Genomic DNA, 18,713 nt, shown 5'->3' with positions numbered 1-18,713 from the left:
CCGTATGGTAGTGAAACTCGCCGCGCCGCCAACCGGTCGCCCGCGAACGGATCGACATATGTATCCAACGCGGGGTTCTTTGTCGCCGGCCTGCATCGCCCCGTACACTGCCTTTTGCCTACTGTTGAGGAGCACACACCCATGATGAAAAACACCCGATTCCGCCCGGCACTGCTGGCCGCCGCCTCCGTTTTCGCGCTGGCCGCCACGGCCCCGGCCTTCGCCGGCAAGACGCTCGACGCGGTCAAGCAGCGCGGCACCGTCAAGTGCGGCGTGACGAACGGCGTGGCCGGTTTTTCGGCCCCCGACACGCAGGGCAACTGGTCGGGCCTGGACGTCGACACCTGCCGCGCCATCGCCGCGGCCGTGCTGGGCGATCCGAAGAAGGTCGACTTCGTGCCGCTCAATTCGCAGCAGCGCTTCTCGGCCCTGCAGGCCGGCGAGATCGACATCCTGGCGCGCAACACCACCTGGACGCTCACGCGCGACGCTTCCCTGGGTTTCAACTTCACCACCATCACCTACTACGACGGCCAGGGCTTCCTGGTGCCCAAGAAGCTCAAGGTGACGAGCGCCAAGCAGCTCAAGAACGCCACCATCTGCACGCAGTCGGGCACCACCAACGAGAAGAACGTGTCGGACTACTTCCGCGCGCAGAACATCCCGGTGAAGACCGTGGTGTTCGAGAGCTTCGAAGCCTCGTTCAAGGCCTTCTTCTCGGGCCGCTGCCAGGCTTTCACCACCGACGCCTCGGCGCTGGCTGGCCTGCGCAACAAGGAAGCGCCGAACCCCGACGACTACCTGATCCTGCCCGAGCTGATCTCCAAGGAACCGCTCGCACCCCTGGTGCGCCGCGGCGACGACGAGTGGTTCGCCATCGCCAAGTGGGTGCCCAACGCGCTCATCGAGGCCGAAGAGTTCGGTGTCACCCAAGCCAATGCCGACCAGCTCAAGGCCGGCAGCAAAGACCCGGCGCAGCAGCGCCTGCTCGGCGCCGGTGAAGACCTCGGCAAGCTGCTGGGTCTGGACAAGGACTGGTCGTACCGCGCCATCAAGGCCGTGGGCAACTACGGCGAGATGTTCGAGCGCAACGTCGGACCCAAGTCGGTGCTCAAGCTGCCGCGCGGCTCCAACAACCTGTGGAGCAAAGGCGGCCTGATCTACGCACCTCCTGTTCGATGAGTGGGCAGGCCTCGCGCCGCGGCGCCTGGCTGGCCTGGCTCGTGCAGGCCCTTTTGGTGCTGGCCGTCGTGGCGGGCGCCGCCTGGGTGGTGAACCATGCACTCGAGGTGCTGCGCGCACGCGGCGTGCGCTCGGGCTTCGACTTTCTCACCGAGCCCGCAGGCTTTTCGATCAGCGAAGGCTGGCTCGATTTCGATGCCAGCCAACCTTCGTGGCGCGCGTTTCTTGCGGGCCTGATCAACACCGTGCGCGCAGCCGTGCCGGCCGCCATCTTCGCGGTGGTGCTCGGCACGCTGATCGGCATCGGCCGGCTCGCGCCGCACGTGCTGCTGCGCGGCATCTGCACCGCGTACGTGGAGCTGCTGCGCAACGTGCCGCTGCTGGTGCAGCTGCTGATGCTGGCCTTCGCGATGGCCAACCTGCTGCCCGACCCGACCGAGCCCGTGCACCTGCTGCCGGGCGTGTGGCTCAGCAAGGGCGGGCTCAGCGTGCCTTGGCCCGTGGCGGGCGAGGGCGGTTGGTGGCCCACGCATTTCGAATGGCCCGAGCGCGGTGATTTCGGCGTGAGCGGCGGCGCCGCGCTGAGCCCGGAATACGTCACCATCGTCGCCGGGCTGTCGCTGTACTCGGCAGCCTTCGTCGCGGAAATCGTTCGCGCCGGCATCCTGTCGGTGTCGCAGGGGCAGGTGCTGGCGGGGCAGGCGCTGGGGCTGTCGTCGGTGCAGCAGCTGCGCATCGTGATCCTGCCGCAGGCGCTGCGCGTGATCGTGCCCTCGCTCACCAACCAGTTGCTGAGCCTCACCAAGAATTCATCGCTCGCGGTGGCCGTGGGCTATCCGGAGCTGGTGTCGGTGGCCAACACCACCATCGGCTCGAACGGACGCGCCTTCGAGTGCATCGCGATCATCATGACGGTGTATTTGCTGCTGTCGCTCGTGATCTCCTTTGGCATGAACCGCTACAACGCGCGCGTCGCGCTGCGAGGCTGGCGATGAGAAACGTCGCTCAAGGCCCCATCGCATGGCGCAGCGAGCTGTGGGGTTCGCCGCTGCGCGCGCTCGCCACGGTGCTGTTGTTGGGCTTGCTCGCGTGGGCCGGCTTCCACGCGTTCGAATGGGGCGTGGTGCACGCCGTGTTCCGCCCCGACGCGGATGCCTGCCGCGCCGTTCAGCACGGCGCCTGCTGGGGCGTGGTCGCCGAGAAGTGGCGGCCGATGCTGTTCGGTCGCTTTCCGTATGAAGAGCAATGGCGTCCGGCCGTCGCGGTGGTCGTGCTGTCTGCGGTGACCGTGCTCAGCGCCTGGCCGCGCAGCTGGCGCTGGTGGCTGGTGCCGCTGTGGCTCGTGGCGCTCTTGCTGTTCGTCGGGCTGATGCACGGTGGCGTGGCCGGGTTGAGCACGGTGCCGACCAGCCGCTGGGGTGGCCTGCCGCTCACCATCGGTCTGGCCGTGGTCGGGCTGGCGCTGGCCTTTCCGCTGGCGTTGCTGCTCGCGATGGGGCGGCGCTCCGAATGGCCGGTGGTGCGCACGCTGAGCGCGAGCTACATCGAGCTGGTGCGCGGCGTGCCGCTGATCTCGGTGCTGTTCATGGCCTCGTTCCTGCTGCCGCTGCTGTGGCCCGCAGGTTGGCAGCCTGACGTGCTGGTGCGCGTGCTGATGGGGCTCACGCTGTTCGTTGCGGCGTATCTGGCGGAGATCATCCGTGGCGGCCTGCAGGCCGTGCCGCGCGGCCAGACCGAGGTGGCGATGGCGCTGGGCTTCGGCCGCTGGCCGGTGCAGCGCGACATCGTGCTGCCGCAGGCGCTGCGCCTCGTGGTGCCCGCGCTGACCAACAGCGTGGTCGGTACGCTGAAGGACACCTCGCTGGTCACCGTGGTCGGCCTGTTCGAGTTGACCGGCGCGCTCGGGCTCGCGCTGGGCGGCGATCCGGTCTGGCGGCCGTTCTACCTCGAGGGCTACCTGTTCGTCGCGGCCGTCTACTGGCTGCTGTGCTTCGGGCTGTCGCGCTACAGCGTCTGGCTGGAGCGGCGCCTGGGCGCCAGCTCGGCGTAGCCGGTCTGCGCGTCGGGCTCGCGCGAGAAGCGCCATTCGGGCAGCACCGCGACGAGGACCTCGGCTGTGGTCCGTACCACGCAGCCCGGTGCGGCATGGCCGCCCGACACCCGGCCGGCGGCATCCGACACGCTGAGATGCAGGTGCGAGCCATCGGGCGACAGCGTGCCGGCGAGCGTAAGGATTTCAAGATCGCCTTCGATCCGCGTCACCGTCTCTGCGCCCGCGAAACGAATGCGCGCGCCGCGCAGGCTGCCGATGCCCGAGACCACGAAGGCCGCGTCGCCGATGCCGTTTTGCTTCAGCACGGCATCGAGCGCCGCGCGCACGTCGTCGCCGGGTTGCAGCCGCAGCACGAGCGTGTCCATGCGCTGTTGCCTCGCGTCAGCTCGCCGACAGCGCCTTGTCGACCACCTGCTGCGCCTCGCCGAGGATGCGTGCAAGGTGGTCGTCGCCGAGAAAGCTCTCGCCGTAGATTTTGTAGATGTTCTCCGTGCCCGACGGTCGCGCCGCGAACCAGCCGTTCTCGGTGACGACCTTCACGCCGCCGATGGCCGCGCCGTTGCCCGGTGCGTGGCTCAGCACGTTCTCGATCTTCTCGCCCGCCAGCGTGGTCGAGGTGATCTGCTGCGGCGACAGGGCCGACAGGCGCTTCTTCTGCTCGGGCGTGGCGGGCGCGTCCACGCGATCGGACACGGGGCGCCCCAGCGCCTGCGTCAGTTCGTTGAAGCGCTCGCCGGGGTCGCGCCCGGTGCGCGCGGCGATCTCGGCCGAGAGCAGGGCGGGCACGATGCCGTCCTTGTCGGTGGTCCACGCGCTGCCGTCGTGGCGCAGGAAGGTGGCGCCCGCGCTTTCTTCGCCACCGAAACCGAGCGAGCCGTCGACCAGCCCGTCGACGAACCACTTGAAGCCCACGGGCACTTCGTACAGCGGGCGGCCCAGTTGCGCGGCCACGCGGTCGATCATGCGGCTGCTGACCGCCGTCTTGCCGACGGCCGCCTGCGCCGGCCAGTGCGGACGGTGCGTGAAGAGGTAGTCGATCATCACCGCGAGGTAGTTGTTCGGCTGCATGAGGCCCGCGCTGCGCGTGACCACGCCGTGGCGGTCGTGGTCGGTGTCGCAGGCGAAGGCGATGCCGAAGCGGTCTTTGAGCGCGACCAGGCCGTGCATCGCGTCGGGCGACGACGGGTCCATGCGGATGCGGCCGTCCCAGTCAAGCGACATGAAGCGGAACGTCGGGTCGACCGCCTGGCTCAGCACGTTCAGGCGCTGGAGCTTGTAGCGCGCGGCAATGGCCGGCCAGTAGTGCACGCCGGCGCCGCCCAGCGGATCAACGCCCAAGTCGATGCTGCCGCCGCGGATCGCGTCCATGTCGAGCACCTGGGCCAGGTCGTCGACGTAGGTGTTCAGGTAGTCGTGGCGGTGCGTGGTGGACGCCTTCAGCGCTTGCGCGAGCGGCATGCGCTTCACGCCTTCGAGCTGGTTCGCCAGCATCTGGTTGGCGGCCGCTTCGACGGCGGAGGTGATGTCGGTGCCTGCCGGTCCGCCGTTCGGCGGGTTGTATTTGAAGCCGCCGCTTTCGGGTGGGTTGTGCGAGGGCGTGATGACGATGCCGTCGGCCAGCCCTGTCGTGCGTCCGCGGTTGTAGACCAGGATCGCATGGGACACGGCCGGCGTTGGCGTGTACTCGTCGTCCTTCGAGAGCATCAGCTCGACGCCGTTGGCCGCCAGCACCTCGACCGCGCTCGCGAACGCGGGCGTGGACAGCGCGTGCGTGTCGATGCCCAAAAACAGCGGACCGTCGATGCCTTTCTGTTTGCGGTAGTCGCAGATGGCCTGGCTGATCGCCAGCACGTGCCATTCGTTGAACGCGTCGTCGAACGAGGAGCCGCGATGGCCCGAGGTGCCGAAGGCCACGCGCTGGCTCGGCACGGCCGGGTCGGGCCGCCCGGTGTAGTAGGCCGAGACGAGGCGCGGCACGTCCACCAGCAGATCAGACGGGGCCGGCTGGCCCGTGAGGGGATGGGAAGAAGTGCTCATGTCGAAAGCGGGTGATGAAAGGGAGCGTGCCGGCGGTGCCGTGCACGGGCTTTCAGCATACGCCATGGCCGAGGCCGGCTTGCCGCCTGCGCGCCCGTTCGCAGCGGTTCGCTTACAACCCTTTCAATGTGAGCGCCGTGCGCGGACCCGCTCCGGGCCGTCGCCTGTGGCCAGCCATCGGGCGGGCACTTTGAAGTACGCCGCGATCGCATGCAGGTGCAGGGTGCCGGCGCAGCTGTGGCGGTCGGTGAGCCAGCGGATCACCGTGGGAGCGCTGACGCCGCACTGGCGGGCGAGTTCGGATTTCCACTGGGGCTGCGATTCGGCGACGAGCGAGATCAGGCGGTCTTGAAAGCTGGCGTTCATGGTCGGCCTCCTTTGGCGGCAACAGCGGTCGGAGGGGAATCTCCTCCAATCGCACCAGGGGCCCAACCCCTCCTTCGCAGGGGGCTGATAGTTTTTTGCGTGGAGGGTGATCTAGTTCCAAGGCCTTGCGGGTTCACTCGTCCTCGCCGGCGTCAGAATGGGGCTGCATATCGACCAACAAGGTCGAAGGGGGTGTGCCATGAAAGTGATGACGCTGGACGATCACGCGTTGTTTCGTGCGGGCCTGCGCATGCTGCTCGAGAGCATGGAAAGCCGCGCCGAAATCTTCGAAGCTGCCACGGTCGACGAGGCCTGCGTATTGGCGCTGCGCCACCCGGACCTGGCGATCTGCCTGCTGGACCTCGAACTCAAGGGCGAGTACGGCCTGGATGCGCTGGTGCGCCTGAAAGCGGCGGCACCCGACATCGCGGTGGTGGTGGTGTCGGCATCGACCGATGTCGACATCATCCGTGGCTGCCTGGAGGCCGGTGCCATGAGCTTCGTGCCCAAGAGCATGCCGGCCGATTTCCTGAAGCGGGCCTTCGAGACCGTGCTCGCGGGAGAGGTCTACCTTCCTCAGGAGATCCTGCACCTGGGGCCGAAGAGCGTCGCCAGGCCCGCGCTCAGTCCGCGGCAGGCCGACACCTTGCACGGCCTGGCGCGCGGGCTGCCGACCAAGTCGATCGCGCGCGAACTCGGTCTTTCGGAGCACACGGTGAAGGAGTACATCGGCACCTTGTTCCAGGCGCTGGGTGTGCACAATCGCACCGAGGCCGTGATCACGGGCATCCGCCTGGGGCTGCTGTCCCCGTTGCAACGCAAGGGGTCATGAGCGGGCCGCCGCGGGCGGCTAAGCTTCAGGCTGGTTTCAAGGAGCAAGACAAGATGCGCATGACGTTTGGCCGGCACGGGGTTCTTCTGATGGCTCTGGCTGCTGTGCTCGCGGGCTGCGAGGCCCCGCCCAAGGACCGCCCGCTGACCTCCGACGTGCCGGCGCCGCCGAGCTTCACGCCGCCGCCCGAGAGTTGCCAGGCCCCCGAAGTGCGCTTTGCGCTCGGCATGCAGGCCACGCGCCCCTTGCTCGACGAGATGCGCCAGCGCGCCGGTGCAAAGACCGCCCGCACGGTGCCCGCCACGGCCCCCGCCGATCCGGCACAGGACGCCACGCGGCTCAACGCACAGGTCGATCCCACGGGGCGCATCCTCGGCGCCTATTGCGGCTAGCAGCCGCCGGTCATCCGGAGCGCCGCGACATGCGCGGCATGCGCGACATGCGTGTCGGCGAGGCCGACCGCGCGATCGTGCAGGGCATCCAGCCGCTCGCGCCCCTCCTCAGAGCAGCGGCGTATAGGGCGAGACCAGCGGACGCAGCGTCGTGCCGCTCGGCACGCCCAGCGTCCCGGCGCCGTCGAACACGTAGCGAAGGTACACGCCGCCCGTCAGCTGGCGGTAGTTCTGCGCGTTGTTCAGGCCGATCGATCCGCCCAGGAACATCTTGGGTGCGAGCTGGTACTCGAGGATCGCGGCCAGGTTGTAGGCCAGGCCGGTCTTCGACGTCTTCTCGTACATGCCGGTGAAGGGCACGCTGCTCAGCCCCAGCGAGGCGGCGTAGGCGGCCGCGCCTCCCGCATCGCGCGCGCGTGCGCTGTCGGTCGGAAAGTAGGGCGACGCCTTCTGGGTGAACGACTGCACGCCCAGCGAGGCGTTCAGGCGCCACGACAGACGGTCGCTGCGCCCGCTCCAGTCGACCGGGAAGGCCACGCTCACGAAGCTCTGCGGACTGAAGTAGCCGCCCTGCCCGAAGGTGTAGTAGCTCAGGTTCTTGTCGTAGCCCATGAGGCCCAGGTTCATGCCCAGCGTGAGCTTGGAGCCCGGGTTGTTGACCAGGTGCAGGTACGCGCCGCCGCCGGTCTCGAAGCGGCTGTTGCTCGCGACGTTCTTGCCCGTGATGCCGTGCATCGCGGCATAGCCGTACACGCCGTAGGTGCCGTCGTCGTAGCCGATGTCGCCGCGCACGCCGGTGGCGACCACGCCGCCCCAGCGCTCGTTGGTGCGCTGGTCCTTGGCGCCCGCGAACGACAGCAGGCTGTCGGTGACCGCGCGGCGCGACACGTCGACCTTGGCGTTCCACGAATCGCCGAACGAGCCGGCATACGACACGTTGCCGACCACGTTGGTCTCGGGAAAGCCCAGCGGCGTGGTGCCGATGCTCGCGCCGAAGTTCTTGCCTTCGTAGCCCACGCTCAGCCCGACGCCGGCCGCATTCTGCTGGCCTGCGCTGGTGCCGGCCAGCAGGCCGTTGATCGCCGCACCGGGGCCGCCGCCGAAGCGGCTGCCCGTGGCGTAGTCGGCGGACGGCGTACCCGCATCGAGCACCGTCGGCGTGACGCCCACGACGACCTTGCCTTCGCCGACCGGGAAGCGCGCCTGGATCGGAATCTGAAAGTCCGACAGCTGGCTCAGCCCGGCTTCGCCGGCGCGGTTGCGGTAGACGGTGCCGGCGGTCAGGTCGATCGAGCGCTGCGCCTGCAGTTCGCGCAGTTCCGCCGCCACCGTGTCGGCGGGCGCGGCGGTGCGCAGCGGCGCGTTCCAGCCCGAAGCGGACGTGCCGGGAACCGGCAGCGGGGCGATGCCGCCGGCCTGCGCATACGCAGCGGTGGGCGAAGGATAGGCGCCGGCCGGCGCGTTCGCGACCGGGTACGGCTGCACCGGCGTCGCGATGTAGGCCGTGGCCTGCGGCGTGTTGCGTGCCTCGGCGTTGGCATGGCGCGATGACGCCTTGGCCGCGGTGCGTCGGCCCTTGCCGCCGGTGGCCGGGGCCGGCCCCGCGCCGGAGGTCCAGGGCAGCGCACCCGGCGCCGCGCCTGCGACCGGGTAGCCAGGGCTTGCGGGCGCGGCGGGATACACCGGCGCCGCCGCATAGGCCATCGGATGCATGCGCGGCTGCGCAAAGGGATTGCCGCCCGCGCCGGGATGGCTGGCCGGCACGACCGCGCCTGGCGCGCCGCCCGTCATGCCTGCGAACGGATTGGCCGCGGGCAGGCCCGCCGGCGCCGCGCCGGGCACGCCGCCCGTGGCCACGCGGCTGTCGGCTTCCACGGCGGCGCGCAGGTACTGCTCCGCCTTGCGGCTGTCGCCGGCATTGCGGTAGACGCGGCCCGCGGCGGCCAGCACACGCGACTGGTCGGGCGCCTGCTTCAGTGCGGCCATCACGTAGTTCTCGGCCTCGCTGTGCTGACGCAGCGCGCTGGCGCTGGCGGCCGCGGCGAGCAGCGCGTCCAGGTCGGTGGGGCTGCGCTGCAGCACGCGCTGGTAGAGCGCCAGCGCCTGGGTTTCATCGCGTGCGGCCGAATAGAGGCGCGCGAGTGCCGCCAGCGCGCGCGGATCGTCCGGCCGCTCGGCCAGCACGGGGGCCATCGCGTTGTAGGCGGCCTCGAGGTTGCCGGCCTCGCGCAGCGCATCGGTCTGACGCAACGCGAAGGCGATGCGCAGGCTGTCGAAGTCGCTGCGCTGCGCGGCGGTCATGCCGGCAGGCTGCAGCTGGCGCAGCACCGCCGACAGCTCGACGTCCTGCTTCGTCTTGAGCAGCACCGACGCATAGAGCAGCCGGTCGCCGATGCCCGGGTTGGGGCTGCGCGCGAGCAGCTGGCGGCTCATGGCGAGCGCGCGCGGCGCATCGCCGATTTCCGCATAGGCGCCGGCGAGCTGGCCCCAGATCTCGGCGGGCATGTCGCTGCTGAGCGCCGCCTCGGCCTGGCCGAGCACCTGCCGCGCGGCATCGATTTGTCCCTGGCGTGCCAGCGCCTGCGCGCGCTGCGCCTGCGATTGGGCCCAGAGCCGGCGCTGCAGCGCCGCCATGTCGCGCGTTCGCGAGGCGGCGGGAATGCGCTCCAGGTACTGGATGCCGCCGGCTGCGTCGCCGGTTTCGGAGGCGAGCAGGGCGCTTGCGTAGAGCGCGTCGGGCATGTCGGGCTGCGACATCAGCAGGCCTTCCATCACGCCGCGCGCCTCGGCCACCAGGCCCTGGCGGCGGTAGATGTTCGCGAGGTCGAGGCGCACCCACGGGCTGTCGGGCGCGGCGAGCATCGCGTCTTCGAGCGTGCGCTGCGCACCGGCCGCGTCGCCCGCGTCGGCCTGTTGGCGAGCCTTGGCGCGCGCCTGCTCGACCTGGATCTCGCGCAGGCCGCCAAGCTGGCCGGCCTGTTCGGGCGGGAGCTGGCGCGCCAGCGCGAGCGCGTCGTCGGCGCGGCCCTGGCGCCCGTACACGGTGATGAGCCCGCGCAGCGCCTGCGCGTTCGACGGCTTGCTGTCGAGCACGCGCTTGTAGCCCTGCTCGGCCTGCGGCAGGTCGCCGGCCGCGGCGCGCAGGTCGGCCAGCGCAATCTGGCCGACGCTTTCGCGCGGGTCGATGCGCACCGCGCGCTCGAGCAGCGCCTGCGCGCCGCGCGTGTCGTTCTTCTCGCGCGCCGTGCGTGCCTGGCCAACCAGGCTCCAGTAGGTGGCGCTTTGCAGCGCCGAATTCCATTTGCTGCCGCCCGAGCCGCGTGCGGCGCGTTCCAGCAGCTCCTGTGCTTCGCCGAAACGCTCCTGACGCAGCCGCACCAGGCCCAGGCCGCCCAGGGCTTCAGGGTCATCGGCCTTCGCGCGCAGCGCCTGCTGGAAGCGCTGTTCGGCGGTGGCGGGGTCGCCGCGGTCCAGTGCGCGGAAGCCTTCGCCCAGCGGCACGCCGGGCGAGGCGGCCGCAGCGGCCTTGCCGGCGGTCAGCGTTTCCAGGCGCGCCGACACGGCGGCATCGTTCGGGTTGCTCGCCAGATAGTCCTGGTAGAGCGCAATGTCGGGCGCGCGCGCATCGAGCCAGATGAGCGCCTGGCGCCAGCTCGCGCGCGCGGCGGCGCCCACGGTGGGTTGCTTCGCCAGCTCCACGAGGCTGCGGATGCCTTCGCGCCGTGTCGATTCGCTGTAGGTGCGCAGCTGGGCGAGCGCGAGCTTGTAGCTCGCGTTGTCGGGCTGGTCCTTCACGAGTTGCTCAATGCCCTTGCGCGCTTCGTCGGCGCCTTGCGGCGTGGCACTGAGCACCTGGTAGTACTCCAGCGCCAGCGCTTGCGGCGGCGGGCGGTTGTCGAACTGACTGCGGTACAACTCGACCGCCTCGGCGCTGCGGCCCGCGCGGGCCGCAGCGCGGGCACGCTGCAGCGTGCTGCCCTGGCCGGGTTGCTGGGCCTGCTGCTGCAGGCGCGCGATGCGGCCGTCGTTCGGGTGCGCGGTGCGCAGCCGCGAGATCCACGTGCGCGCCGGCTCGGCATTGCCGCGCGACAGCTCGACCTGCGCCATGCCGTACATGGCATCGGCCGACTGCGGATCGACGCGCAGCAGCTTGCGCCAGCTTTCCTCCGCGAGGTCCGCGCGCCCTTGGGCCTGCCAGTAGTTGCCTTGCTCGACGAGCGCAGCGCTGGCGCTCGCCTGCGCCCGCGCGGGGTCGCTCGCGCAGACCGCTGCGAGCAGGCCCAGGCAGGCCATCCATTGCGCGGCGGGAATGCGTCCCGGGCCCCGGCGCAGCGCCGGTGGACACAACGGCTTCATGCCGCTCGGGTGGATCGACATAGCAGTCTCCAGGAGGTTTGCAACTGGCCGTCGCGATCGAATTCGTAACGGCCGTCGAGCCAGGCCTGGCCGAAGACCGCCAGCACCTGCTCGTAATACGGCAGCGGCGGGGTTGGCGCCGCTGAGGAAGAGCTTTCGGCGCGACCGCCCGGCAGCCGGGCCGATTCGGTGGCCAGCGCCTCGGGCAGCTCCTGCGCCTTCAGGTACGGCAGCAGCGCGCCCCCAAAGCCCGCAGGGCCCGTGCCGCGCCCGGCGCCGGTGGCGGTGTCCACCGATTCGGGCATGGGATGGCGTTCGGCAAGCAACTGGCGCGGGCCATTCAGGCGCTGCAGCAGCGCCTTGCGCTCAGGCGCGCGCGGCGACAGCATGCCGGCCCACAGGTAGACGCGGATGGCGTCGTAGCTGCCCACCGCGCCCTTCTCGGGATCGGCGACGAAGGCGTTGGCCGTTTGCGACCAGGCGCACCAGTCCGGCGCAAAGCCCTTGGGCGCCACCGCGTCGAGCATGCGCAGCGTGTTGTCCGAAACTTCGCGCCACGGTCCGCGCGGATCGGCCTGCTGAAAGTAGCGCAGCAGCTGCAGCGGCATGTAGCTCGGGTTGAGCCGCCACAGCGGCCCGCTGGCCACCGACGCGGGCCACGGCAGCAGCATGCGGCCGAGTCCCGGCAGCGCCACCACTTCGTCGCGCACCACCAGCTCCAGCAGGCTGCGGCCGAGCTTCGCGTAGCGCGGCTCGTTCCAGAGGCGGCCGGCTTCCATGAGCGCATAGGCGATCCACAGGTCGGCGTCGGAGGCGGCGTTCGCATCGAGCACGCCCCAGCCGCCATCGGCCTTCTTGCCCCATTGCCAGGCCGGCAGGTCGGTGGCCAGGCTGCCTTGTGCCAGGTTGGCTTCGGTCCATGCGAGCACGCGCGCGAACGTCGGCTTGTCGTTGTGAACGAGGGCGAAGAACAGGCTGTACGACTGGCCTTCGGAGGTCGATTGCTGCTGCGGCGTGTGGAAGTCGATCACGCGACCGTCGCGCTGGATATGCCGCGCGGCGAAGGTGGCCCAGTCGGAGGCGGGATGGCACGGTGCGGCGGCCGGCGCCGCAGAGGCGGCGCGCGAGGCGGCCCAGCCCAGCGCGGTCGCCATGAGCAGGGGGCGTCGGCCGATGTGCAGGGGGGAAGACGGTGCGGTGCGTGTCATGGGCATCCTCGTCAATGCAAACGGCGCCGCGCCCGCAACTGCAGGCTGGCAAACGCCACCGCCGCGGTCAGCAAGGCCAGCGCCACGACCAGCCCGGCGAGCAGCAGCGGGCTGCGCGACAGGTTCCATTTCAGCCAGGCGATCGGCGGCAGCCGGCCCACGTAGTAGGTGTCCTGGCCGAGCACGCTGTGCACCTGCGCGTCGCGCACGATGGTCATGCTGCCCTGCACGCGCTTGAGCAGGTCGGGCGTCATCAGCGCAGCCAGCAGGGCTTCTTTCGAGGCCGCGTTGGTGACGGCGGCGACCACGCTGCGCCCGCTGCGCAGCGGCGACTCGAAGCCCGCCAGCACCGCGTCGCGGCCGTCGTCGCTCATGGCGATCTGCATCGCGCCGGGCAGGTCTTCGCGCTGGCGCGCCCCGATGACGAAGTCGATGGCGGTGTCCAGCCAGCTGTTGAGTTTCAGCTGCGGCGACGTGCCGTTGCGCTGCAGCGGCATCTGGGCAGACCACTGCGCGAACAGCGGCTGGTTCTGCAGGTTGCCGATCACCAGCAGGTCCTTGTCGGCCCACTGCGCAACCTCTGCCGGGCGCCCGACCTTCACGCGCAGCGCGGGGTAGCCGGTGGCATGCCCGATCTGCCCGAGCAGGCCCAGGTAGGTTTCGGTGTCGGCGGCGTCGGGCGCGTCCGGCAGGATGACGGCCGTTTCCGAAAGGTCGGCCATGCGCGAGAACGGAAAGCCGCCGTTGGCGTAAGCCGCCAGGTCAGGCATCGCGATGTAGTGCGCAAAGCCCGACACGTCGATGGTCGAGGTCGGGTCGATCGCGCCGCGCACGTTGTCCAGCAGCGGCTGGCACCGACCGCCCGAGGGTTCGAAGTAGTAGTGCAAACGCAGCTGGCTGCGCGGGCCCAAGGCCAGCGGCGGCAGCATGACCTGCCGGTTTTCGGCCACCGTGCCGTCGGGCATGACCTTCACGGCCAGCGGGTTCCACCAGCGGTCGCCGGCCGGGTTGGCCGCGCGCAGCGGCAGTGCGCCGATGAAGTTGTTGTCGACGTTCACGTTGAGCGTCGACTGGTCGGGTCGCACGCGCGGCGTGTAGCGGTACTGCAGGTCGAGCGGGATGCCGCGGCTGCGCCAGGTGAAGAGGTCGGGCGGCAGCTGCAGGTTCACGCGCGCCACGTCGGGCGTGTAGCCCGAGACCGACAGGTCGGCGGCGGCGGCGAGTTCGCCCAGTTGCAGCGGGCGGTCGCTTGGCACCCAGCGCGGCGCGTCGTAGGGCTTGCGCGGCGGCGGTTCCTGGAACGCGGTGATGCTGGTGCGCTCGCCCGAGAACGCGCGGCTGTTCAGTGCCAGTGCCGCCGCGGCGGTGCGCAGTTCGGCGGCGTCGCGGCCCATCACCAGCAGCAGCTTTGACGCCGCGTCCTGCGGATGGTCGACCACCGCCAGCGCCGGGCCCTGGACGGCCGGCAGCGTGAGGTTGGCGATGCGCGTGTCGGGCAGCACGAACACCACGGCGTGCCCGGCCGGCAGTTCGCCGCGCGTCACCGGGAAGGTGGCGCCGCGGTAGTCGGCGAGGGCGCCGAACCAGGACGACACGATGCCGGCCGCCTCGAGCAACGGCGGCGATTCGGCGTCCCCGAACACGAAGGGAATGCGCGCGCGCCGCACGTCGCGTCGGTCGAAGAAGGGCTGCGGCAGCGTGGCCAGGTCGCTCGTGAGCTTGAGCGGCGACACATTCAGCCGCAGCGTGCTCGACGCGTCGATGCGCGCCCACAGGCTGGTGTGGGCCGGGTCTTCGCATTCGCGCGTGTAGTGCCCCACCAGCTCGACGTTGATGCGGTTGAACTCGGTGATCAGGCGCCGGTCGATCGGGATGTCCTGCGTCTGGGGCTTGCCGGCCTCGGCGCGGCTCACCGGCAGCGTGGCGACGAGCACGTCGTTCACCGTGACCTTCAGGTGCGAGAGCTCGGGGATGAGCGAGGGCGAGTAGGCGTAGTTGAGCTTGAGCGACGCGGCGGTGACCAGCTCGTCGGCGCGCACGTTGAACGGAATGCCCACGGTGCCGCTGATGCCGCGCAGCTGCACGGCGTAGTCGATGCCCAGCTGCGTGAGGTTGAGCTCGCGCACCGCGCCGCCGGGGGCGGCCGCGGTCGCCACCGGCGTGGCCGGCCGTGCCGGTGCGGGTGAAGGGGCCTGGGGCTGTTGCGGTTGGGCCCACGCGCCGCCCGATGCCGCGGCAGCCAGCGCGAGCGCCACCAGGGTGGCGCCGCGGCGCGATGCCGGCCGCGGAAGGGTCGCCATGCCGCCGGGCACATGCAGGGAGGTCGTCACACAGGGTCCTTCGCTTCGACAGGCGGCTTCGGGGACGAAGCCGCGGAGGGGCGCAGCCGGGAGGTGGCGGCGCGGTAGTAGTGGGCGAACATGTTGCGAAAGCCCGTGGCGCTGATGCGCACGAGGTGGCTGAGCACGCGGTGAATGCCCACGCGCGGGTAGTTGCCCCAGCGCGCGGCCCAGATGTCGGCGCGCGCCATCGTGCATTGCACCAGCGCGCGTTCCTGCACGAGCGTCATCGGCGCAAAGCGCAGGCCCAGGCGTCGTCCGCTGCTGAAGCGCACGGTGGCGGCAAAGCGCGACTCGGTCTCGCCGCGGTACAGCGCCACCACCACCTTCGCGTCCTGCGCGAGCGGGACGTCGGCCGGCAGCGCGATGCCCAGGCCGCCGCTGGAAAAGTCGAAGGTGCTGCAGCGCATCGAGGTGCCGTCTTCGAAGTACAGCGTGGCCGGCACCTCCAGCGCCACGCGGTGCGCGCTGCGCACCTGGCGCGACTCGTTGGCCGCCGCCACGCAGGCGCCCAGGATCATCAGGTTGTAGACGGTCCAGGCCAGCGTGAGCCACACGGTGGCGATGTTCTGCGGATCGACCCAGGTCAGGCGCCAGACGCCCGCGCACACGCCCAGGAAGTTCAGCATCAGCAGCACCAGGCTGGCGCGGGCGATCTGGGTGTCGAAGTACGCCTCCTGCACCAGGCCGCCCTTGGCCGTCACGTTGAAGCTGCCGAGCTTGGGATTGATGAGCGCCACCAGCGTGGGCCGGAAGATGTACCAGGCCAGCACCGCCTCGTAGACCTCGTTCCACAACAGGTAGCGAAAGCGCCCCTGGATGCGGCTGTTGGTGAGGTTGGCATGCAGGATGTGCGGCAGCGCGAAGGCGAAGATCATCGACGCCGACGCGTGGATCACGCTCGCGCCGAAGAACAGGTAGGCCAGCGGCGCCGTGAGGTAGATCAGGCGCGGCAGGCCGTACAGGAAGTGCAGCATCGCGTTCAGGTAGCACAGCCGCTGCGCCCAGTGCAGGCCACGCCCGAACAGCGGGTTGTCGATGCGGAAGATCTGCGCCATGCCGCGCGCCCAGCGGATGCGCTGGCCGACGTGGCCCGACAGGCTTTCGGTGGCCAGCCCGGCCGCCTGCGGCAGCGCCAGGTAGGCGGTGTTGTAGCCGCGGCGGTGCATCTTGAGCGCGGTGTGGGCGTCTTCGGTGACGGTTTCCACCGCGATGCCGCCGACCTCTTCGACGATGGTCCGGCGCAGCACCGCGCACGAACCGCAGAAGAAGGTCGCGTTCCAAAGGTCGTTGCCGTCCTGGATCAGTCCGTAGAACAGCTCGCCCTCGTTGGGCACGCGGCCGAAGGTGTCCAGGTTGCGCTCGAACGGGTCGGCCGAGAAGAAGTAGTGGGGCAGCTGCACCATGCCCAGCTTCGGGTCGCGGCCGAACCAGCCCATGGCGATCTGCATGAACGAGCGCGTCGGGATGTGGTCGCAATCGAAGATCGCGACGAATTCGGCCGTGGTGTTCTTCAGCGCCGCGTTGATGTTGCCGGCCTTCGCATGGCGGTTGTTGTCGCGCGTGACGTGGGTCACGCCGAGCTCTTCGCAGAAGGTGCGGAACTCCTCGCGCCGGCCGTCGTCGAGCACGAAGATCTTGATCTTGTCGCGCGGCCAGTCGATCGACTGGGCCGCCAGCACCGTCGGGCGCACCACCGACAGCGGCTCGTTGTAGGTCGGAATGAAGAGGTCGATGGTCGGCCACAGCGCCGTGTCTTCCGGGAGCGGGACCGGCTTGCGCTCCAGCGGCCAGGCGGTCTGCACATAACCCAGCAGCAGCACCACGAACGCGTAGAGCTCGGCCATCAGCAGGCCCACGCCCAGCACGAGGTCCAGCAGGTTGTCCATGTACATGGTCTCGGTCACGCGCCAGTAGGTGTAGCGCGAGGACACGACGACCGACAGCACGATCATCACCAGCCCGGCAAAGCGGCCGCGGAAGCGGTTCGTCACCAGCGCCGCGGCGAAGATGCCGACCGACAGCACGAGTTGCTGCTCGAAGGTCATCGGTGCGATGACCAGCGCCGGCAGCACGGCCAGCGCCACGAGCCAGCCCAGCAGGCGCACCGGCCACAGGCGCAGGAAGCCGGGCGCTTCGCGCGGCACGTAGCCGGTGTCGCCGGTATTGCTTTTCATCGGGTCGGTTCCTGGCGTGGCGCAAAGGCCTGCGCGGACGAGGGCAAGGGCGAGGCAAGGCGCGCGAGGAGCCGCTCGGCGATCACCGACACGTCCTCGGCCGCCTGGCTCAGGGGCGCGTAGTGCCGCACGGGCAGGGCCGAGGCGAGCGCCTCCGACACCGAGGCGTCCAGGTGCAGCACGCCCAGCAGCTCCTGCTGCAGGCGCACGCGCAGCATCGCGAACACGTCGTGGTTCAGGCGCCGGCCGGGATCGACCTGGTTGATGACATAGGCGCTGCCCCGGTAGCCGGCGCGGGCGCGGCAGTACTTGTCGACCATGCGCTCGACGATCGGCAGCGTGGCGAACGAGCCGGCGTCGGCGAGCACCGGGATCACGCAGACGTCGGCCGCACGCAGCGCCTGCTGCAGATAGACGGTGGGACCGGGCGGCGTGTCGACGATCACCAGCATGTCGGGCGGCAACCCGAAGCGCGTGAGCGTGTCGCCCAGCCACCCGGGGCGGCGGGACAGTTCGTGCTCGAAGCCGATCAGCCGCTCGTCGTCCACCGTGCCGAAGGGCAGCAGCACCACGCCGCCGTGCGCGGGGCACATCGCCTGCGTCCAGGGCAGCTGGCCGGCCGCCGCAGCCAGCAGGCCCTCTTCACCGCCGTGGTGCGGGTCGTTCGCCACATGAAAGCGCAGCGCGTTCTGCGGATCGAGGTCGATGGCCAGCACCTGGCGTCCGCGCGCCGCGAGGGTGGTGGCGAGGTTCGCGGCAATGGTCGTCTTGCCGACACCGCCCTTGGAGGAAATGACAGGGATGACGACCATCGTCACGTCGGCCGGCGCCAGCGTGACATGGGACCCGGCGGCACCGCGGTGCGCGCGGGCTCCGCGAGCCGGGCAAACAACGCCTGCAGTTCGTTCGGCGCAGGGCCGGCAGCCGCGGAAAACAGCGGCGCCACCGGCGCGGCAAAGGGCGCCGGCGGAACGGACGGAGCGGGTGGCATGGGCGCCATCGCGGGCGCCGCCGCCGGCGTGCGATCGATCGGCCCGCCCGAGAGCAGCGGCCAGGGGCTCGCGGCCTGCGCCTGTGCCTCGGGGGGCTCGAACTCCTTGTACGCGTGGGCGTCGCCGCCGAACTTGCGAAACAGGCCGGCGACGTCTTCGGCAGAGCGGTCGTCGGGGTTCATGGCGAGCTCCTCGCGAGGCGCAGCGCGACGACGGGGCCTGCCGGCGCATGGCGTTCGAGCGCCGTCACGCGCAGCGAGGGCGGCATGCGCTGGGCGTCGAACCAGGCCTGGTAGACGCCTTCGAAGAAGCCGCTGCTCCAGCCCAGTGCCTCGGGGCCGAAGGCCATGGCCAGGGGGCTGCACGCGTGCGTGATGGCGAGGCAGTCGGCCTCTTCGCGCAGGCTGCTGAAGCCCCAGTCGATGCCGTCCCAGCGCGCATTGAACTGCGACTGCAGGTCGGCCAGCGTGTCGCACGGGGACACGGGCAAGGCGTTGGCCACGCGCTGGCCGATGCGGAAGAAAAGCTGGCGAATGTCTTCAGGCGGCAGACCGGCACTCAGTTCGGAGGCCATGCCCCGGTTGAATGCCAACCACTGTGCGCTGCACGCGCGCCGTTCGTAGTGCTGAAAAACGGGCTCTGCGATGTCCATACCGGGGCATTGTGTTGGAGCTGTTAATAATCGACAACAAATGTCGAACGGCGTTCACAATCGGAAACCGTTTAACTCACCCCTACGCAACACCTGCCGCGCTGGATCTCGGGAAAGCGAATTTTTG

15 protein-coding genes are annotated in these 18,713 nt (G+C 70.2%); 5 read left to right on the top strand and 10 right to left on the bottom strand.

What is annotated here, in order from left to right; translation table 11 throughout:
• Nucleotides 1–144: 144 nt before the first annotated feature.
• From RZE79_RS15485 to RZE79_RS15475, 3 genes are read left to right on the top strand one after another with little or no spacing between them, the layout of a single operon-like run.
• Nucleotides 145–1,182 carry an amino acid ABC transporter substrate-binding protein gene (locus RZE79_RS15485; protein WP_319361198.1) on the top strand — a complete coding sequence of 346 codons (1,038 nt, stop codon included), beginning with the start codon at nucleotides 145–147 and terminating at the stop codon, nucleotides 1,180–1,182.
• Complete coding sequence (locus RZE79_RS15480) at nucleotides 1,179–2,177, top strand: ABC transporter permease subunit (protein WP_319355303.1); 999 nt, start codon at nucleotides 1,179–1,181, stop codon at nucleotides 2,175–2,177. Before RZE79_RS15485 ends, RZE79_RS15480 begins: the two co-directional genes overlap by 4 nt.
• On the top strand, nucleotides 2,174–3,232 hold the full coding sequence (locus RZE79_RS15475) for an amino acid ABC transporter permease (RefSeq protein WP_319355302.1): 1,059 nt from the start codon (nucleotides 2,174–2,176) through the stop codon (nucleotides 3,230–3,232). The genes RZE79_RS15480 and RZE79_RS15475 overlap by 4 nt, the downstream gene beginning before the upstream one ends.
• On the opposite strand, the gene RZE79_RS15470 is transcribed toward RZE79_RS15475, so the two are convergent.
• The 3 genes from RZE79_RS15470 to RZE79_RS15460 form a co-directional block, all read right to left on the bottom strand.
• Nucleotides 3,187–3,600, bottom strand: coding sequence for a PPC domain-containing DNA-binding protein (locus RZE79_RS15470; protein WP_319355301.1), 414 nt, complete (start codon nucleotides 3,598–3,600; stop codon nucleotides 3,187–3,189). The two genes, RZE79_RS15475 and RZE79_RS15470, sit on opposite strands and share 46 nt — an antisense overlap.
• A gap of 16 nt (nucleotides 3,601–3,616) precedes the next feature.
• Nucleotides 3,617–5,272, bottom strand: a complete 1,656-nt coding sequence (gene pgm, locus RZE79_RS15465; protein ID WP_319355300.1) for a phosphoglucomutase (alpha-D-glucose-1,6-bisphosphate-dependent) — start codon at nucleotides 5,270–5,272, stop codon at nucleotides 3,617–3,619.
• 123 nt (nucleotides 5,273–5,395) lie between these two features.
• Nucleotides 5,396–5,638 (bottom strand): helix-turn-helix transcriptional regulator, encoded by a 243-nt coding sequence (locus tag RZE79_RS15460; RefSeq protein ID WP_153284236.1) that lies wholly within the window; start codon nucleotides 5,636–5,638, stop codon nucleotides 5,396–5,398.
• Nucleotides 5,639–5,837: 199 nt separating this feature from the next.
• Here RZE79_RS15460 and RZE79_RS15455 point away from each other — a divergent pair, with 199 nt between their 5' ends.
• Both RZE79_RS15455 and RZE79_RS15450 read left to right on the top strand, forming a co-directional pair.
• Nucleotides 5,838–6,470 carry a response regulator transcription factor gene (locus RZE79_RS15455; protein WP_319355299.1) on the top strand — a complete coding sequence of 211 codons (633 nt, stop codon included), beginning with the start codon at nucleotides 5,838–5,840 and terminating at the stop codon, nucleotides 6,468–6,470.
• A gap of 89 nt (nucleotides 6,471–6,559) precedes the next feature.
• Nucleotides 6,560–6,862: a hypothetical protein gene (locus RZE79_RS15450; protein WP_228121769.1), complete on the top strand. Its 303-nt coding sequence runs from the start codon at nucleotides 6,560–6,562 to the stop codon at nucleotides 6,860–6,862.
• Between the two features lie 108 nt (nucleotides 6,863–6,970).
• On the opposite strand, the gene RZE79_RS15445 is transcribed toward RZE79_RS15450, so the two are convergent.
• Genes RZE79_RS15445 through bcsD form a run of 7 tightly spaced genes read right to left on the bottom strand, consistent with a single transcriptional unit; the run spans nucleotide 6,971 to nucleotide 18,508 of the window.
• Nucleotides 6,971–11,239 (bottom strand): cellulose synthase subunit BcsC-related outer membrane protein, encoded by a 4,269-nt coding sequence (locus RZE79_RS15445; protein WP_319355298.1) that lies wholly within the window; start codon nucleotides 11,237–11,239, stop codon nucleotides 6,971–6,973.
• Nucleotides 11,215–12,426, bottom strand: coding sequence for a cellulose synthase complex periplasmic endoglucanase BcsZ (bcsZ, locus tag RZE79_RS15440; protein ID WP_319355297.1), 1,212 nt, complete (start codon nucleotides 12,424–12,426; stop codon nucleotides 11,215–11,217). Before bcsZ ends, RZE79_RS15445 begins: the two co-directional genes overlap by 25 nt.
• 11 nt (nucleotides 12,427–12,437) lie before the next feature.
• Nucleotides 12,438–14,756 (bottom strand): cellulose biosynthesis cyclic di-GMP-binding regulatory protein BcsB, encoded by a 2,319-nt coding sequence (gene bcsB, locus RZE79_RS15435; RefSeq protein ID WP_319355296.1) that lies wholly within the window; start codon nucleotides 14,754–14,756, stop codon nucleotides 12,438–12,440.
• The gene (gene bcsA, locus RZE79_RS15430) at nucleotides 14,753–16,942 is read right to left on the bottom strand and encodes a UDP-forming cellulose synthase catalytic subunit (RefSeq protein ID WP_319355295.1); all 2,190 of its coding nucleotides are present in this window, start codon (nucleotides 16,940–16,942) and stop codon (nucleotides 14,753–14,755) included. Before bcsA ends, bcsB begins: the two co-directional genes overlap by 4 nt.
• Nucleotides 16,939–17,754, bottom strand: a complete 816-nt coding sequence (gene bcsQ / locus RZE79_RS15425) for a cellulose biosynthesis protein BcsQ (RefSeq protein ID WP_319355294.1) — start codon at nucleotides 17,752–17,754, stop codon at nucleotides 16,939–16,941. Before bcsQ ends, bcsA begins: the two co-directional genes overlap by 4 nt.
• Before the next feature lie 2 nt (nucleotides 17,755–17,756).
• The gene (gene bcsR / locus RZE79_RS15420; RefSeq protein ID WP_153284244.1) at nucleotides 17,757–18,116 is read right to left on the bottom strand and encodes a BcsR/BcsP family cellulose biosynthesis protein; all 360 of its coding nucleotides are present in this window, start codon (nucleotides 18,114–18,116) and stop codon (nucleotides 17,757–17,759) included.
• Nucleotides 18,113–18,508 (bottom strand): cellulose biosynthesis protein BcsD, encoded by a 396-nt coding sequence (gene bcsD, locus RZE79_RS15415; protein ID WP_319355293.1) that lies wholly within the window; start codon nucleotides 18,506–18,508, stop codon nucleotides 18,113–18,115. The genes bcsR and bcsD overlap by 4 nt, the downstream gene beginning before the upstream one ends.
• Nucleotides 18,509–18,713 lie beyond the last annotated feature (205 nt).

The organism is Variovorax sp. EBFNA2 (assembly GCF_033802765.1).
In the GTDB taxonomy this organism is placed as follows: Bacteria; Pseudomonadota; Gammaproteobacteria; order Burkholderiales; family Burkholderiaceae_C; genus Variovorax; species Variovorax paradoxus_H.
This window is presented reverse-complemented; position numbering and strand designations above follow the sequence as displayed.

Excerpts from the sequence above, each read along its gene's own strand:
- bcsA (WP_319355295.1), bottom strand. The coding sequence starts at position 16,942 with ATGAAAAGCAATACCGGCGACACCGGCTACGTGCCGCGCGAAGCGCCC.
- bcsQ (WP_319355294.1), bottom strand. The coding sequence starts at position 17,754 with ATGGTCGTCATCCCTGTCATTTCCTCCAAGGGCGGTGTCGGCAAGACG.
- RZE79_RS15470 (WP_319355301.1), bottom strand. The coding sequence starts at position 3,600 with ATGGACACGCTCGTGCTGCGGCTGCAACCCGGCGACGACGTGCGCGCG.
- RZE79_RS15475 (WP_319355302.1), top strand. The coding sequence starts at position 2,174 with ATGAGAAACGTCGCTCAAGGCCCCATCGCATGGCGCAGCGAGCTGTGG.
- pgm (WP_319355300.1), bottom strand. The coding sequence starts at position 5,272 with ATGAGCACTTCTTCCCATCCCCTCACGGGCCAGCCGGCCCCGTCTGAT.
- RZE79_RS15485 (WP_319361198.1), top strand. The coding sequence starts at position 145 with ATGAAAAACACCCGATTCCGCCCGGCACTGCTGGCCGCCGCCTCCGTT.
- bcsD (WP_319355293.1), bottom strand. The coding sequence starts at position 18,508 with ATGGCCTCCGAACTGAGTGCCGGTCTGCCGCCTGAAGACATTCGCCAG.
- RZE79_RS15480 (WP_319355303.1), top strand. The coding sequence starts at position 1,179 with ATGAGTGGGCAGGCCTCGCGCCGCGGCGCCTGGCTGGCCTGGCTCGTG.
- RZE79_RS15460 (WP_153284236.1), bottom strand. The coding sequence starts at position 5,638 with ATGAACGCCAGCTTTCAAGACCGCCTGATCTCGCTCGTCGCCGAATCG.
- bcsZ (WP_319355297.1), bottom strand. The coding sequence starts at position 12,426 with ATGACACGCACCGCACCGTCTTCCCCCCTGCACATCGGCCGACGCCCC.
- RZE79_RS15455 (WP_319355299.1), top strand. The coding sequence starts at position 5,838 with ATGAAAGTGATGACGCTGGACGATCACGCGTTGTTTCGTGCGGGCCTG.
- RZE79_RS15445 (WP_319355298.1), bottom strand. The coding sequence starts at position 11,239 with ATGTCGATCCACCCGAGCGGCATGAAGCCGTTGTGTCCACCGGCGCTG.
- bcsR (WP_153284244.1), bottom strand. The coding sequence starts at position 18,116 with ATGAACCCCGACGACCGCTCTGCCGAAGACGTCGCCGGCCTGTTTCGC.
- RZE79_RS15450 (WP_228121769.1), top strand. The coding sequence starts at position 6,560 with ATGGCTCTGGCTGCTGTGCTCGCGGGCTGCGAGGCCCCGCCCAAGGAC.